15 protein-coding genes are annotated in these 15,694 nt (G+C 66.9%); 8 read left to right on the top strand and 7 right to left on the bottom strand.

The features are described 5' to 3' along the window. Window positions 1–25 precede the first annotated feature (25 nt). A complete protein-coding gene (locus CA606_RS06935; protein ID WP_096051793.1) occupies window positions 26–391 on the top strand; it encodes a hypothetical protein in 366 nt (121 codons plus the stop codon). 188 nt (window positions 392–579) lie between these two features. Next, on the top strand, window positions 580–2,862 hold the full coding sequence (gene rnr / locus CA606_RS06930) for a ribonuclease R (protein WP_096051794.1): 2,283 nt from the start codon (window positions 580–582) through the stop codon (window positions 2,860–2,862). Between the two features lie 117 nt (window positions 2,863–2,979). On the opposite strand, the gene CA606_RS06925 is transcribed toward rnr, so the two are convergent. Continuing rightward, entirely contained in the window at window positions 2,980–3,978 is a 999-nt protein-coding gene (locus CA606_RS06925) for an SGNH/GDSL hydrolase family protein (protein ID WP_096051795.1), read from the bottom strand. Between the two features lie 166 nt (window positions 3,979–4,144). On the opposite strand from CA606_RS06925, the gene CA606_RS06920 reads away from it, so the two are divergent. Continuing rightward, entirely contained in the window at window positions 4,145–5,290 is a 1,146-nt protein-coding gene (locus CA606_RS06920) for a pyridoxal phosphate-dependent aminotransferase (RefSeq protein WP_096051796.1), read from the top strand. 125 nt (window positions 5,291–5,415) lie between these two features. Here CA606_RS06920 and CA606_RS06915 read toward each other — a convergent pair whose 3' ends face one another. Beyond that, entirely contained in the window at window positions 5,416–6,714 is a 1,299-nt protein-coding gene (locus CA606_RS06915; RefSeq protein ID WP_096051797.1) for a M20 family metallopeptidase, read from the bottom strand. A 120-nt stretch (window positions 6,715–6,834) separates the two neighbouring features. On the opposite strand from CA606_RS06915, the gene CA606_RS06910 reads away from it, so the two are divergent. From CA606_RS06910 to rpmG, 3 genes are all read left to right on the top strand, one after another. Next, entirely contained in the window at window positions 6,835–7,563 is a 729-nt protein-coding gene (locus tag CA606_RS06910; protein ID WP_096051798.1) for an NUDIX hydrolase, read from the top strand. A gap of 27 nt (window positions 7,564–7,590) precedes the next feature. Next, complete coding sequence (locus tag CA606_RS06905) at window positions 7,591–8,043, top strand: DUF6265 family protein (protein ID WP_096051799.1); 453 nt, start codon at window positions 7,591–7,593, stop codon at window positions 8,041–8,043. An 81-nt stretch (window positions 8,044–8,124) separates the two neighbouring features. Next, entirely contained in the window at window positions 8,125–8,292 is a 168-nt protein-coding gene (gene rpmG / locus CA606_RS06900; protein ID WP_010920317.1) for a 50S ribosomal protein L33, read from the top strand. Window positions 8,293–8,364: 72 nt separating this feature from the next. Here the strand turns inward: rpmG and CA606_RS06895 are convergent, their stop codons facing one another. From CA606_RS06895 to divK, 5 genes are all read right to left on the bottom strand, one after another. Further along, a complete protein-coding gene (locus CA606_RS06895) occupies window positions 8,365–8,637 on the bottom strand; it encodes a hypothetical protein (protein WP_181242824.1) in 273 nt (90 codons plus the stop codon). Between the two features lie 56 nt (window positions 8,638–8,693). Next, complete coding sequence (gene phoY, locus CA606_RS06890; protein WP_181242891.1) at window positions 8,694–10,367, bottom strand: alkaline phosphatase PhoY; 1,674 nt, start codon at window positions 10,365–10,367, stop codon at window positions 8,694–8,696. Between the two features lie 119 nt (window positions 10,368–10,486). Further along, a complete protein-coding gene (locus CA606_RS06885) occupies window positions 10,487–12,157 on the bottom strand; it encodes a hypothetical protein (RefSeq protein ID WP_181242823.1) in 1,671 nt (556 codons plus the stop codon). Window positions 12,158–12,292: 135 nt separating this feature from the next. Then, window positions 12,293–13,657, bottom strand: coding sequence for a PleD family two-component system response regulator (locus CA606_RS06880; protein ID WP_096051802.1), 1,365 nt, complete (start codon window positions 13,655–13,657; stop codon window positions 12,293–12,295). Further along, window positions 13,654–14,031 (bottom strand): cell-cycle response regulator DivK, encoded by a 378-nt coding sequence (divK, locus tag CA606_RS06875; protein ID WP_096051803.1) that lies wholly within the window; start codon window positions 14,029–14,031, stop codon window positions 13,654–13,656. The genes CA606_RS06880 and divK overlap by 4 nt, the downstream gene beginning before the upstream one ends. A gap of 121 nt (window positions 14,032–14,152) precedes the next feature. Here divK and CA606_RS06870 point away from each other — a divergent pair, with 121 nt between their 5' ends. Further along, window positions 14,153–14,800 carry a hypothetical protein gene (locus CA606_RS06870; protein ID WP_096051804.1) on the top strand — a complete coding sequence of 216 codons (648 nt, stop codon included), beginning with the start codon at window positions 14,153–14,155 and terminating at the stop codon, window positions 14,798–14,800. Then, complete coding sequence (locus tag CA606_RS06865) at window positions 14,797–15,687, top strand: ROK family protein (protein ID WP_096051805.1); 891 nt, start codon at window positions 14,797–14,799, stop codon at window positions 15,685–15,687. Before CA606_RS06870 ends, CA606_RS06865 begins: the two co-directional genes overlap by 4 nt. The last annotated feature ends 7 nt before the right edge of the window (window positions 15,688–15,694 follow it).

Below are 15,694 nucleotides of genomic sequence, written 5' to 3'. Positions count from 1 at the left end.
TCAGGGACGGGAGTAAACTTCACCCATGACGACCTTGGAACGTCCCCTGCCGCTGCAGGTCGTGGTCGTGGCCCTGGTGCTGTGCTGCATCGGTGGCTTCGCCATGGGCCTGATGAACGCCATGAAGCTTGATCGTGGCGGCCCCGTGGCGAGCCAGCAGCCGCTCGCCGAGGCCTCCGGCGCGCCCGTCAAGGACGCCACCCCCGCCCTCGCCTACGAACCGCCACCGGTCGAAAAACCCAAGCCCAAGGCCGTCGAGGTCGAGACCGCTGAGCAGGAAGCCCCGCCGCCCGCGCCGGTGGTCGAGGCCCCGCCGCCCGCGCCCGCGCCGGTGGCCGAGACCAAGCCCGCCGAGCCGCAGGCGCCAAAGTCGATCGAGGATCTGTACTGAGGGTCCGCGCCCCCTCCGTCTCGCTGCTCAGCAGCGATCCACCTCCCCCGTTTCACGGGTGAGGATGACCTAGCCTCCTCCCTCGCAAAGCGGGGGAGGTGTCGCGATGCGGATACGCATCGTGACGGAGGGGGCGCTGGCCCCCACCTCGCGTTTCCCTAAGGCCGCCGAACGGGTTAAGGCAGGACATGGCCAAACTTCGCCCGACCAAGACCTTCAAGCCCAAGCCGCCCGCGGGCCTGCCCGATCGCGAGACGCTGCTGGCGTTCCTGCGTGACGCCGGCGAGACCGGCAAGGCCGACATCGCCCGCCACTTTGGCCTGAAGGGCGCCGACCGCCGCGCCCTGCGCGAGATGATCCGCGAGCTGGAGGCCCAAGGCGCGCTGGCCAAGCGCGGCCGCAAGGGCTTTGCGGAAGCCGGCTCCCTGCCCCCGGTCGGCGTGGCCGACGTGGTCGAGCGCGACGGCGACGGCGAGCTCTATGTGAAGCTGACCAAGTCCGACGACGACGTGCCCAATGTCCGCCTCGCGCCCGGCAAGGGCGAGGCCGCCGCCGGCGCGCCGGGCCTGGGCGACCGCCTGCTGGTCCGCTTCGAGCGGCTGGAGACCGGCGAGTTCGAGGCCAAGCTGATCAAGAAGCTGGGCCAGAGCGCGCACAAGATCCTGGGCGTCATCCGCAAACATCGCCGCGAGGTCCGTGTCGAGCCGGTGGATCGCAAGTCCAAGGAAAGCCTGGTCTTGGATCCCAGCGTCGCCCACGAGTTCAAGGAGGGCGACCTCGTCCTGGCCCAGGTCGGCACGCACGGCGGCCGCTATGGCCCAAAGCCCGGCAAGGTGCTGGAGGTGGTCGGCACCGAGAACGACCCGCGCGCCGCCTCGCTGATCGCCATCCACAGCCACGGCATCCCCACCGGCTTCTCCGAAGCCGCAGAAGCCGAGGCCAAGACCGCCGTCGAGCCGACCCTGGCGGGCCGCGAGGACCTGCGCGACCTGCCGTTCGTGACCATCGACCCGGTGGACGCCCGCGACCACGACGACGCCGTCTACGCCCATCCCGACGAGGACGAGACCAACAAGGGCGGCTTCGTCGTCTGGGTCGCCATCGCCGATGTCGCCGCCTATGTGCGCCCCGGCTCGGCCCTGGACCGCGACGCCCGCGAGAAGGGCAACAGCGTCTACTTCCCCGACCGGGTCGAGCCGATGCTGCCGGAAACCCTGTCGAACGGCCTGTGCTCGCTGCGCGAAAGCGAGAACCGCGCGACGCTGGCCGTGCGGATGGTGTTCGACAAGTCGGGCCGCAAGAAGGGCCATCGGTTCGTGCGCGGCCTGATGCGCTCGGCCGCCAAGCTCTCCTACGAGCAGGCCCAGGCGGCGATCGACGGCCAACCCGACGACAAGGCGGGTCCCCTGCTCGACCCGATCCTCAAGCCGCTGTGGGACGCCTACCGGACGATGAAGATCGGCCGCGACGCCCGCTCGCCCCTAGCGATCGAAAGCGATGAGCGCCGGATCATCATCAAGGGCGGCGAGATCACCTCGATCACCAAGCGCGCCTCCCTGGAAGCCCACAAGCTGATCGAGGAGATGATGGTGCAGGCCAATGTCTGCGCCGCCGAAAGCCTGGAGGCCAAGCGCTCGCCCCTGATCTACCGGGTGCACGACACGCCGAGCCTGGAGAAGGTGCAGAACCTCGCCGACTTCCTGCAGACCCTGGAGATCCGCTGGAGCAAGGGCGAGGCGCCGCAGACCGCGCGCTTCAACAAGCTGCTGGAAGAGACCCGCGAGAGCCCCAACGCGGCGATCATCAACGAGGTGGTGCTGCGCACCCAGATGCAGGCTCACTACAGCGCCGACAACATCGGCCACTTCGGTCTGAATCTGGCCAAGTACGCCCACTTCACCAGCCCGATCCGCCGCTATGCCGACCTGATCGTGCACCGGGGCCTGATCCGGGCCCTGGGCTTGGGGACCGACGGCCTGACCGACCAGGACATCGCCCAGATCAAGGACACGGCCGAGGTCATCACCCACGCCGAGCGCCGGGCCATGGCCGCCGAGCGCGACGCCACCGACCGCTACATCGCCGCCTTCCTGGCCGACCGCGTGGGCGCGACCTTCGAGGGCCGCATCACCGGCGTCACCCGCTTTGGCCTGTTCATCAAGCTGGCCGACACCGGCGCCGACGGCCTCGTGCCGGTCTCGAGCCTGGGCCAAGAGTTCTTCGTCCACGACGACAAGATGCACGCCCTGGTCGGCGAGCGGACCGGCAAGCGCTGGCCGCTGGGCATGGGCGTCGAGGTCAAGCTGGTCGAGGCCACACCGGTCACCGGCGGCCTGCTGTTCGAGATGCTCAGCGAGCCTCTGGCGCCGGATCCCAAGATGCCCCGCCCTCGGCTCGGAGCGCGACGCCAGGCGGCGGTGAAGCCGCGCGGCGGCCTGCCCAAGGGCGTGCGACGCGGCAAGCGGCGGTAGGCGTCGCCAAGATCCTCCCCCTAGCGGGGGAGGTGTCCGCGCAGCGGGCGGAGGGGGAAGTCCTGCTCCCCCTGCCCCTTCCCCCTCCGTCGTCTCTTCGAGCCGACACCTCCCCCGCTAGGGGGAGGATTTGATCGCCGCCTCGAGCTGGTCGGCCATCATCCGCTGATCGGCCACTGACGGATGCCCATGGCATGCGCCCAGATCCATGCCCGTGATCCGCACGGCCTTGGCGCTGGTGCGGTCGGCGACCTCGGCGACGTCCTCGGCGAAGGTGTCGCCGGCGATCAGGAACACCCGCGCCTTAGGGCGACTGGCCTTCAGCCCCTGAATGAAGGCCACATAGCTGTCGCGGTAGTCTTTCCGCAGCGCCGCCTCGTCGGCCCACGGTTCGCCGGCGTTCAGCGGCGTCGAAAAGTCGTTGGTGCCCAGGCCGATCACCAGCACGTCGGGGCTCCAGGCGTCGTCTGGGCCCAAGCGCGGCTGCTCCTGGCCGGGGATCAGGCGCGGGAGGAGCGCCGGCAGGGGCAGACCCGGCGCGAGCCCGTTGTAGTTCCGCACCACGCCGCGCCCGGAGAAGGCCTCGATGCGGTAGTCCGCGTTCAGCCGCCGAGCCAGGATCGGCCCGAACGCCAGACTGGTGTCGGTCAGGTCGTGCACCTGCTGTTCGGTGCAGTCGCGGCTGGCCGAGCGCACACCGTAGCCCACGGTGTGGGAGTCGCCGACGAACTCGATCCTGCGCGGCCGAGACGGCGCTGAGAGCGCCTTGCCCCCTTGGCCAAGGAAAAAGCCCTGGAAGCGCGACGATCCCGCCTGGCTTTCGGTCAGCCGGTCCAACCGCACCACGTGTTCGCCCGGTCCCAGGCGATCCAGCTTCAGGCGGGTGGCACCTGACTTGGTCAACTCGGCCTTGCGGACGCCGTCAATGCTCACCGCCAGATGCTCGCCGCCGGTGTCGAGCGCGATCTCGACCGAGGGTCCGGTGAAGCGAGCCTCGAAATAGACCCCGGGCCAGCCGAAGTCGTAGGCGCCGTCCGGAGCGGGCGCGACGCGACCGCCGATATTCAGCGGCAAGGCTGTCTGGGCGAGGGCGGCGGAGAGCAGAAGAGTGAGCATGCCCTTGCTTCACATGACCCGGCGGCGCCGCAAAGCCCCCTCCGCGCCTCGCGCTCCTCCCCCAGAGGGGGAAGAGGGGCGCCGTCCGCCCACCTTTGGGGGCGGACGATCGCGAAGCGATCAGGTGGGGGCTGCGCGGCGGTTCAAAGCTGGCTATGCAGTCGCCATGCGCGCCGAGATCGAACCCTTCCACGCCATCGCCATCAGCCGCCTGGCCCATCAGCTGAAGATGGAGGGGCGCTCGATCATTCACATGGAGTTCGGCCAGCCCTCGACCGGCGCGCCGAGCAAGGCGCTGGCCAAGGCGCACGACATCCTCGACCAGGAAGCCATGGGCTATTGGGAAAGCCCGCTGCTGCGCGAGAAGATCGCCCAGCGCTATCAGACCCTGTACGGCGTCACGGTCGAGCCCGAGCGGATCATCCTGACCTGCGGCGCCTCGCCGGCCCTGGTGCTGGCGCTGTCCAGCCTGTTCAAGCCCGGCGACCGTATCGCCCTGGCGCGGCCCGGCTATGTCGCCTATCGCAACAGCCTGAAGGCCCTGCACCTGGAGCCGGTCGAGATCGCCTGCGGGCCGGATGATCGGTTCCAACTGACGGCCAAACACCTGGCCACGCTCGACCCCGCTCCTGCCGGCGTCATCGTCGCCAGTCCGGCCAATCCGACCGGCACGATCATCGAACCCGCCGAACTGGAAGCCATCGCCAAGGTCTGCCGCGAGCGCGGGATCCGCATCATAAGCGACGAGATCTATCACGGCCTCAGCTACACCGGCCGCACGCCCTCAATGCTGGAGTTCGCGCCCGACGCCCTGATCGTCAACAGCTTCTCCAAGTACTTCAGCATGGCCGGCTGGCGCCTGGGCTGGCTGCTGACACCGCTGGGCGAGGATCTTGACCGGGCGCGGGCCTATGTCGGCAACCTGTTCCTGACCGCGCCTTCGCTGGCCCAGCATGCGGGCCTGGCGGCCATGGACTGCATCGACGAGCTGGAAGGCCACATCGCCGTCTATCGCGCCAATCGCCAGCGGATGCTCGACGCCCTGCCCGCGCTAGGCCTGAAAGAAATCGCGCCGCCGGACGGGGCCTTCTACATCTGGGCCAATATCGCCCACCTGACCGACGACTCGCTGGGCTTCTGCGAGGACCTGCTGCGCGACACGGGCGTGGCCACTGCGCCCGGTGTCGACTTCGACCCGGTCGAAGGCAAGCGCTTCATCCGCTTCAGCTTCGCGGTCTCGACACCCGAGGTCGAAGAGGCCCTGCGGCGGATCACGCCGTGGTTCGAGGCGCGGGCCGCCAGCGCAGTATAACAATCCTCCCCCCAGCGGGGGAGGTGTCGGCGCAGCCGACGGAGGGGGAAGTTCTGCTGCCCTTGCCTCTTCCCCCTCCGGCGCTTCGCGCCACCTCCCCCGCTAGGGGGAGGATCTGTCAGCCCCTACTTCTTCGCCAGATAGTCCAGCGCCATGAACGCGTGGGCCTTCACGCCGGTCTCGAACACGGCCTCGTCGACGTCGAAATAGGGCGAGTGGTTGACCGGAACGGTCTCGCGCGGAACATCGGCCTTGCGGCCGCCTAGCTGGATGAACACGCCCGGCACCTTCTCGGCGTACATCGAGAAGTCCTCGGCGCCGGTGACCAGGGCGGCGTTGTCGTCGACCTTGCCGGGCGAGGCCTTTTCAAGGGTCCCCTTCACCCACTTCGACAAGGCCGGATCGTTGTAGGTCACCGGATAGGGCTGGGTGAACACCACCTCGGCCTTGGCGCCATAGCGGTCGCCGATGGCGGTCACGGACTTCTGCATGCGGGAGATCAGGTCAGCGCGGCGCTCTTTGGAGAAGGTCCGCATGGTCCCCTCCATCTTCAGGTCCTCAGGAATGATGTTCTGGCGGAAGCCCATATTGATGGTGGCGATGGTCAGCACCGACGGCGAGACGCCGACGTCGACCTGGCGCGCGGCGATCTGGTTGGTGGCCTGGATGATGTCGGCGGCGACGCTGGCCATGTCGATGCCGGCCCAGGGACGGGCGCCGTGGGTTTGGCGGCCCTTGACGGTGATCGTGATGCGGTCCGACGAGGCGTAGAAGCCTTCGGGGCGATAGTTCAGCTCGTGCGGATCGCCAGGGCCGATGTGCACGCCGAACACCGCGTCGACCTTGGGATTGTCCAGCGCGCCGTCGCGGATCATCAGCTTGGCGCCGCCCTCCTCGCCCGCCGGCGGGCCTTCTTCGGCGGGCTGGAAGATGAAGACAACCGTGCCCTGGATGTCCTGCTTCATGCCGGCCAGCACCGTGGCCGCGCCCAGCAGCATGGCAACGTGGGTGTCGTGACCGCAGGCGTGCATCACCGGCACCGTGCGGCCTTCCCAGGTCGCCTTGACCCTGGAGGCGAACGGCAGGCCGGTCTTCTCCTCGACCGGCAGGGCGTCCATGTCGGCGCGCAGGGCCACGACCTTGCCGGGCTTGCCGCCCTTGAGGACGCCAACGACGCCGGTCTTGCCGACGTTCTCGCGCACCTCGATGCCCAGGGCCTTCAGCTCCTTGGCGATCAGGGCGGCCGTGCGGACCTCCTGGTTGCCCAGCTCGGGGTTCTGGTGGATGTCGCGCCGCCAGGCGACGACCTTGGGCTGGACCGCCTTGGCGGCCGCCTCGACCTTGGCCTTGGAAGGCGCGGCCACCGCCGGCGCGCCCATGGCCAGGCTCGCAACCAGCGCCAGCGTCGAAATCCGTCCGATCATCACAACCCCTCCAACAAAAGCGGCGCGAGCTTGGGGCGCGTCGCCGCGAGGGGTCAAGCGCAAGCTGTCTTGACGCCACGTCGCCCTATGCAGCCGCGCGGATGGGTCTAACTTGAGCGCATGAGCCTGCCGCCGATCGACGCGAAATTCGACACCATCAACGACGGCGCGACGCGCGAGACGGGCGTCGCGCTCAAGCCCCGGCATGCGGCCACCTTGATCATCGTCCGCACCGACGGGCCCCAGCCGCGCCTTCTGATGGGCCGCCGCAACCGCGGCCACGCCTTCATGCCCGACAAGTGGGTGTTCCCCGGCGGACGCGTGGACCGCACCGACTATGACGCCCCCAGCGCCACCGAGCTCGACGTTGAGGTCGCCAAGCGTCTGGAGCTGGAACCGCGTCATCCCAAGCCCGCCCGCCTGGCCCGCGCCCTGGCGCTGGCGGCCGTGCGCGAGACCTTCGAGGAGACGGGGCTCCTGCTGGCCAAGCCCGCGCACGAGCGGCCTGGGGCCGGTCCCTGGCGGCCGTTCCTGGCCCAAGGCGCCCTGCCCGACCTGGCCCCACTGAGCTTCGTGGCCCGCGCCATCACCCCGCCCTATCGTCCCCGCCGCTTCGACGCCCGCTTCTTCATGGCGTCAGCCGAGTCGCTGCTGTCGCTGGACCGCCGACCCGACTGCGGCGAGCTGGACGAGATCGCCTGGGTCGACTTCCAGGAAGCCATGGCCCTGGACCTGCCCAACATCACCCGTTTCGTCGTCCACGAGGTGGGCCAAAGACTGGCGGAGACTGGACGACCGGCCCCGTTCATGCGCTTCCTGAACGGCAAGCGCCATCTGACCCATCTCTAGCTGTCAGGCGCTGTTCGGGAGGTTCGCATGATCGCCGCCCTCATGGCCCTGAGCGTCGTGGCCGCGCCCACCGACATCGACAAGTTGGCCTTCATGGGCGGCTGCTGGACGCTGGTTCGTCCCAACGGCACCAAGATCGAGGAACAGTGGCTGGCCCCGGCCGGCGGGGCGATGATCGGCATGAGCCGCAGCGTGCGCGACGGCAAGCTGCGAGAATTCGAGTTCATGCGGATCGTGCCCGGCGAGGACGGCGCGCTGCGCTACGTGGTGATTCCATCGGGCCAGGCCGAGACGGCGTTCACCCTGAAGGATCTGGCCGCCAATACGGCGACCTTCGAAAACCCCAAGAATGATTTTCCCCAGCGGATTCTCTACCGTCTGGCGGACAAGGACACGCTGGTGGCCCGGATTGAGGGCTCCGTGAACGGCCAAGAGCGCTCGGCGGATTTTCCTTATCGGCGTTGTCCTGCCGGCAATTGACTTTGAGCCGCCGATGAGTATGTTCCGCGCCTCTCATTTCCAACGCGCGGGAACCTGCGCGACCACCGCAGGGATTCGACCATGGCCAAACCGGCTTCCATCAAGATCCGCCTGAACTCGACGGCGGACACCGGCTTCTTCTACGTCACCAAGAAGAACGCCCGCACCAAGACCGAGAAGATGGTGCTGAAGAAGTACGACCCGGTCATCCGCAAGCACGTCGAATTCCGCGAAGGCAAGATCAAGTAAGATCGCCTTTCAGCGCTACGACATTGAAACGCCCGGCTACCGATAGCCGGGCGTTTTGCTTTTGTGGCCGCCCTATTGGCCCTGGCCGAACCAGAACCAGCGGAAGACTGCGAAGCCGCCCCGGATTACGGTGACAGCCAGCACCACGGGGCCGATGCAGAGCGCGACGAAGGCGGCCAGCACAGCGGCTGTCGAAAGGCCGCCGGACGGGTCGCCCTCAAGACGCGCGCCCAGCCAAAACAATGACACGCAGGCCACCAGGGCCAATGCCGGCCAACCGGCCGGAAAAGACCGTCGTCTCGCGCGACGTCTCGCCCTCATCGAACGCTCCCGCATAGGATGCACGCAGGAGGCTGCGCCTCCTGCGTGTGCGAGAGCTTAAAAAGTCGCCCTAACCGCCGTTAGCAACGTTGGCCGTAGACGAGCGGCCGGCACTTGCCGTCGATGTCGGCCGGCGGCTTCACGCCGGTGACGGCGGCGAGCGTCGGCGCGATGTCCACGGTGTCCAGCGGCAGCACGCGCTCGTGCGGCGCAGCCCCCTTCCACCAGAACAGGATCGGCACCCGGCGGTCATAGTCCCAGGGGCTGCCGTGGGTCGACACATAGGTCGGCCCGGCGGTCGCCGGCACGCGATCCGGGCGGAAGGCGACCAGGATGTCGCCCACCCGGCCTGGATAGACGCTGCGGCGTAGGCGCTCGGCCAGCGACAGCTCCTCAGGCGAGGCGTCAGCGGGGGCGGGCTGCAGCGTGAGCAGGGCGTTTGAGTCGAAGGCCCCCGCCACGGCCGGGTCGCCCACGATCAGCGGCAGGGCTGCGGCGGTGATCCGCGCGCGATCGATGTCCGAGGTCGCCTTGCCGTCAGGACCGACGACATAGATCTGGTCGAGGCCGCCCTCGGCGTTCAACGGGTCCCAGGATAGGCCCAACTGGGCGCGGACCTGGGCGTTCAGCTTGGCGATCCAGGGCTTGCCGATCACGCGCTCGTATTCATAGCCCTCGCCATGCAGGCGTTCGGCCATGTCAGCGCCGCCGTGGTCGGCGCTCAGGGCGACCAACACGCCGCCCTTCACCTTCTCCAGGCCCTTGAGGAAGGCGCCCAGGCGCTCATCCAGGCGGGCGATCTGGTCGCACATCTCCGGGCCACGCGTGCCATAGCGGTGGCCGATATAGTCCGTGGCCGACAGGCTGATGGTCAGAACATCCACCTGCGGGCCGTCGCCCAGGCCGTAGGCCTCGCGCAGGGCGGTCGCCAGCTCCAGAGTCACCTGATCCGTGTACGGACTAGCGGCGAGATCGCGGCGCTTATCCGCCTCGGTGGTCGCCGCCGGGATCGGCAGGGCCGCGCGCCACTTGCGGCCGCCCGTCTCATAGTCGGCTTCCAGGGCCTTGCAGCGCTTGGCCGAACCACCCCCGGTCACCGCGTCCAGCGGGCTCTTGGCGTAGTCCCAGACGAACGGCTGCTTCTTCAGATCAGCCGCCAGCTTGGCGTTGAAGGCCGCGACGGGCTTGAGACGCGCCTCGGCGGTCTGGCCCGGGCGGACATAGGTCGTGAAGCCAAAGCCCGGCTGGTACCAGAACTGCCCATCAGCCGCGTGGCCCGACATGGTGATCGCACCGCGATCCTTGCCCGAGACGCCGAACACGCGGCTATTGGGCGAGACGGCCTTCAGCCAGTCGCCATAGGTGGTGGCCACCATGTTGGCCGGCGAAACCGCCCTGCCCTTGGGGTCATCGGCCAGGGTGACGCTGGGATCGGCCAGGCAGTAGACGGTCTTGCCGGTCGTCTTGTCGTACCAGTCGTTGGCGCTGATGCCGGTCTTGTTGGGATGCTTGCCCGTCAGCAAGGTCGAGTGACCGGGGCAGGTCTCGGTGAAGGCGTGCGACTGGTAGCCGTTCGGATAGACGATCCCGGCGCTCAGCTGCTTGAGGCCGCCGGTGACCTCAGCCCGATGCTGGGCGTAGAGATTGGCGCTGAACTGATCGATCGAGATGACGACCACCAGCTTGGGCGCGGGCTTGGTCGCAGTCGACTGGGCCTGGGCCGCGAAGCCGACGGAGACGGCGGCGGCGATCACGCCGCAGGTAAGCATCTTCTTCATGGCCAGCGATGTCGCGCGAAGCCGCCTTTCGCGCAAGAACGGAAGCGTTTCATCGATGCAATGAAACCCTTCCGCTCAGCGGGCCTAGCGAACTCTTATGAGCCGCCGAAGACGAAATCAGCCTTGTAGTAACCCTTCGCGGGATCAAGGATACTGACCGCGAACGGCGCTGATCCATCCGAAACGTCGAGAAGCCAAGCCGAGTTGGACCGGGCCATCACGCCGACATCTGCTTTGACCGCTTCAGCCAATAGCCACCCCACCATAGCTGCCTTGGTACCCAAACCGTTGGCGCCATCCCCGCCATAGGCGGCGAAGTAGTCAACTCGCGTGTCGATCAAGACGTGGACTTTGGCGTCGCTCGGCGTCCCTCCGAAGATTGCCGCATAGGCCTTCTTCGTAGCCTCAAAAAGCGTAAGCGAGCCGTATGATTTCGCGAAGTTCTCCTTGCCTTCGCCAAGCTTACCAAGGTTCACAGCGAAATTGATGTAGCGATTTTCTAGATTAAAACTCTGATAGTAGGCGCTGTTTAGATTGTTGGGGTTCGGTCCCGTCGGCGAAACAAGATAGTCGATACCGACATCGCCGGGGATCTTTCCCGTAAAGAACTGGTAGCTCAAAGTCGCCACCGAAGTCGTCTGGGCCGCCGTCGAAATGAGGCTCGCCACTGCTGATGGCTGGGTGACGGTCCCAGCGGTGAGCTTGGTGTCCAGGTCAGCCACGGCAGCCGCTTGTCCGCCCCGAAGCAGCGCCTCCCCGGCGATCGCGACGGCGGACACGCTAGAGAGGTTTACGCTCTTATCCGTGAACTTCAGGACCTCGATACCTCTAATCGTATCCGTCCCATCCGGTGAACCGGCGCGAAGATCGCGCACGGACCAGCCGCCATCCGCAGTCTTGGACCAGGCGAAATCGATCGAGGCTCCGGTGTACACGGCGGTGTCGAGGCCCAGCCCCCCATCGATCCTGTCGTCACCCCCTAGTCCCTGGATCTCATCACCACCGGCTCCGCCCTTAATGACGTCGGCGCTAGCGCTACCCAGAAGCTTGTCCGCCAGGATGGTCGCCGCGCCCATGTCGCTGAACATGGCGATATCGAGCCCGCTAATTTCGTAGCGAACGCCCGTGCGCAGCGTCAGGCCGTTCATAAGGTCGGTGGCGATTGGCGTCGTCGTATTGCCGACATGGAAGACATTGCCCGGTGTGAGAGGCACTGGCCCGCCATAGAGCGCCACAGCCTTCTCGCCGACGAAATAAGGCAGACCGTTCTTCACATCGATCAGCCGGTCGAACCGGCTGGCATAGTTTCCGAGCGCGAAAGTCGTCACGTTGCTGAAGCCGTTGAAGCCCAGAGCGTGACCTAGTTCGTGCGCGATGACGTCAATGAGGTTGTTCTTGCCAGAGGGCGTCGGCGTGCCATCTAGCGGATCGATGAAGTACCACTGGGTCAGAAAGTCGACGTCGAAGAACACCTCGATGTCAGACGTGTCCCCGTTCGGATCATTTCCAGTCCGTAGCTCGAAGATCGAGCCTTGAGCCGCCGTGCGGTCGCCGTTCACGGTCGTCTCGACCACGGACGTGGTCGACCGCCCGCCGCCTCGGTTCGCGTAGTTCGTCACGAACCGCATATCGATCTCGATCGTTGCGTCGGATGGCGCCAAGTAAGGCGCCCACATCGCCCAAGCCGCCTCGACGTTCTTGACCAACAGAGCGGTCTGCGACGTGTAGCGCCCTGTTGGGTCGGTGAAACTTACTTTGATCGGCATGACCCGTACCCCCGGTCCAAGAGCCGCCCCCCTGGCGCTCATAGAACGGCGATACAGATATCCACTCTGGATTGTCCAGACTACTTTACGACCTAAGGAACACAATCATTCCGATAGTCAAAAGCTAGGCGCCGCTCAGGCGGCCTTGCCGACCACCGCGTTCCGGCCAGAGGCCTTGGCCTGATAGACGCCTTCGTCAGCGCGCTTGAGGAGGGCTTCGGGCGTGTCGCCCTCGCCCGCCGTGGCCGAGACGCCGATCGAGATGGTGACGTTCAGCATTTCCTTGCCGTGCGCCACCTTGAAGGGTGAGCCGGAGACATGCATCCGAATGCGCTCAGCGATCCGCAGCGCGTCGGCCAGGGCGGTGTCAGGCATGATCACCACGAACTCTTCGCCGCCATAACGGCAGGGCAGATCGATGGCGCGGACATTCGAGGCCAGGCGCAGGGCGAACTCGCGCAGCACCTCGTCGCCGATGTCGTGACCGAAGGTGTCGTTGATTTTCTTGAAGAAATCGATGTCGATCAGCAGGGCCGAGACCGGATCGCCGCCCAGGGTCGCGCGCTTGACCAGCGAGTCCAACTGACCGGTCATGTAGCGGCGATTGTGCAGGCCGGTCAGCTGGTCGGTGACGGCCAGCTCCAGCGAGTGATCCAGGTTGTTGCGCAGATAGTCGGTGTAGCGCTTGCGCTGAATCTGCGTCTTGACGCGCGCGGACAGTTCCTGCGGGTCGATCGGGCGCGACAGGATGTCGTTCACGCCGATCTCCAGCGCCTTGACCATGCGGCCGCGATCATCCGGATCGACCATGGCCAGCACGGGTAGCTGGCGGGTGCGCTCTTCGGACCGCAGCGTGGCGGTGAAGCGCAGGCCATCGAAGCTCTTGGCTGCGGCGTTGACGATGACCAGGTCGACAGGGCCGCCGGCGCTGATCTTGGCCTTCTCGGGATCGCTTTCGATGACCGGACGATGCTCGACGCCCAGTTCGGCGGCGACGCGTTGGGCCTGGCGCTCGTTGTCATCGACGATCAGAACCCGGCCGCCCAGACCGTCCAGGCGCGCGGCGGCGCCGGCGATGACGCCCATGCGGCGACCCGAGGCCTCGCGCTGGCGCAGTTCGTCGATGACCAGCTTGAAGCGGGTCAGGCTGCGCACGCGGGCGAACAGCATGACATCGTCGATCGGCTTAGTCAGGAAGTCCGAAGCGCCCGATTCCAGACCCTGGATGCGGTCGCCGCGCCCGTCGAGCGCGGTGATCAGCACGACCGGGATGTGGCGGGTCGTGGGATCGTCCTTGAGCTTTCGGCAGACGGTGAAGCCGTCCATGCCGGGCATCATGACGTCCAGCAGGATGATATCAGGCAGATCGCGCGCGGCCATGGCCAGGGCCGTCGGCCCGTCCATGGCGGTAGAAACCTCGTAGTACTCGGCCGTCAGCTTGGCCTCGAGCAGGCGGACATTGGCCTCGATGTCGTCGACGACGAGGATCCGGGCGCTCATGCAGGCTGCCTTTCCAGCAGACGCTTGATGGTGTCGAGGAAATGCACGACCGAGATCGGCTTAGAGATATAGGCCTCGCAACCGCCCTCGCGAATGCGTTCCTCATCCCCCTTCATGGCGAAGGCGGTCACCGCCACCACCGGAATGTGGGCCAGGTCGTCGTCTTCTTTCAGCCACTTGGTGACTTCCAGACCCGAGATCTCGGGCAGCTGGATGTCCATCAGAATCAGGTCTGGCTTGTTTTCGCGGGCAATGGACAACGCCGACAGACCCTCACGGGTCTGCAGGGTCTCGTAACCCTGGGCTTCGAGCAGATCATGAAAGAGCTTCATGTTCAGCTCGTTATCCTCCACGATGAGGACCTTCTTCGTCATCCTTACCCCGACCATGCGGTCACGTGGCGGCGCCTAGGGATTCGCGCCGTCTTCCAGAACCTGATCGCACGGATATCCTTAAGCCCGCGCTAATCGCGTTAAGCACCAACGATCCGAGCTCATGGAACCGCGTTACTCCGACCTCCAGGCCTGCGCCATCTCGCCGACCGCGCCTCTGGTCATCGTCGACGTCGACGAAGTCCTGGCGCAATTCATGCGCGGCTTCGGCGCATTCGTGGCCCGTCACGGCTTTGAACTCCGCGTCGATCGCTTCGCCCTGTTCCAGAACATCTATCGCCCAGGCGAAAGCGAACACCTGGACATGATCGCGGGCAAGGCCCTGTTCGACGATTTCTTCCGGGACGGCGCCGATGATCTGGACCCCGCGCACGGCGCGGCCGACGCCTTGGCCGACCTGTCGACCCGCGCCGAGGTGGTGATTCTGACCAACGCGCCCGAGCACGGCCGCCTGGCGCGATCCAAGTGGCTGAAGACACACGGCTTTGACTATCCGCTGGTGATCAACAGCGGCCCCAAAGGGCCGCCCGCAGCGGAGCTGGCCTCGCGCACGACCGGTCCGGTCGTTTTCATCGACGACCTTTTGCCGCAGCTGGAATCGGTGGCGCACAGCGCGCCGCAGGTCGGCCGCTTCCAGATGGTCAGCGACGAGCGCCTACGCCCGTTCGCCCCGTCCGCGCCTGATCGTCACGTCCGTATCGACGAGTGGCCGACCTTGAAGGTCGCCATCGAGGAGCGCTTCTTTCCATGATCCGTTTCGGCGTCGACTTCGGCGGCACCAAGATCGAGGTCGCCGCGCTCAACGCGGCCGGCGACTTCGTGGCGCGCGTGCGCAAGCCCAATCCCGGCAACTATGATGAAGCGCTGGAAGCGGTGGCCGCGTTGGTCGCCGACGCGGAATCGATGGCCGGCGGCAGTTGCGCGCGCTTGGGCTTGGGGATTCCCGGTTCGATCTCGCCCCGCACCGGCCTGATCCGCAACGCCAACAGCACCTATCTGAACGGCCGCCCCTTTGGCGAAGACCTGGAGACGCGCCTGGCGCGCCCCGTGCGTCTGGCCAACGACGCCAACTGCCTGGCCCTGTCCGAAGCCGCCGACGGCGCCGGCGCCGGCGCGGCGGTGGTGTTCGCGGCCATTCTGGGCACCGGCTGCGGCGGCGGCGTCGTGGTCGACGGCAAGATCATCGAGGGACACAACGGGATCGCTGGCGAATGGGGCCATTCCCCCCTGCCCTGGCCCAAGCCTGAGGAGTATCCGGGCCCGGACTGCTGGTGCGGCCGCAAGGGCTGCCTGGAGACCTGGATCGCAGGCCCCGCCTTCGCCCGTGACGCCGGCTTCGCCAACGGACAGGCCGCCATGGGCGCCGTTGACGCCGGAGACCTCGGCGCGATCGCCGCCCTGGACCGCTATGTCGACCGCCTGGCCCGGTCCCTAGCCGTGGTCTGCGACCTGATCGACCCGGACGTCATCGTCCTGGGCGGCGGCATGTCGAACGTCGACGCCCTCTATGAGCGCCTGCCCGCCGCCATCACGCCGCATGTGTTCTCGGACGTTTTCGAGACGCCGGTCCGCAAGGCTAAACACGGCGACAGCTCCGGCGTCCGCGGCGCCGTGTGGCTGTGGCCGCCTGAAGGCTGAGCGCCCC

This window comes from Caulobacter vibrioides (assembly GCF_002310375.3).
In the GTDB taxonomy this organism is placed as follows: Bacteria; Pseudomonadota; Alphaproteobacteria; order Caulobacterales; family Caulobacteraceae; genus Caulobacter; species Caulobacter vibrioides_D.
Note: the sequence above shows the minus strand (reverse complement) of the source record. Positions and strands in the feature narration are given on the sequence as shown.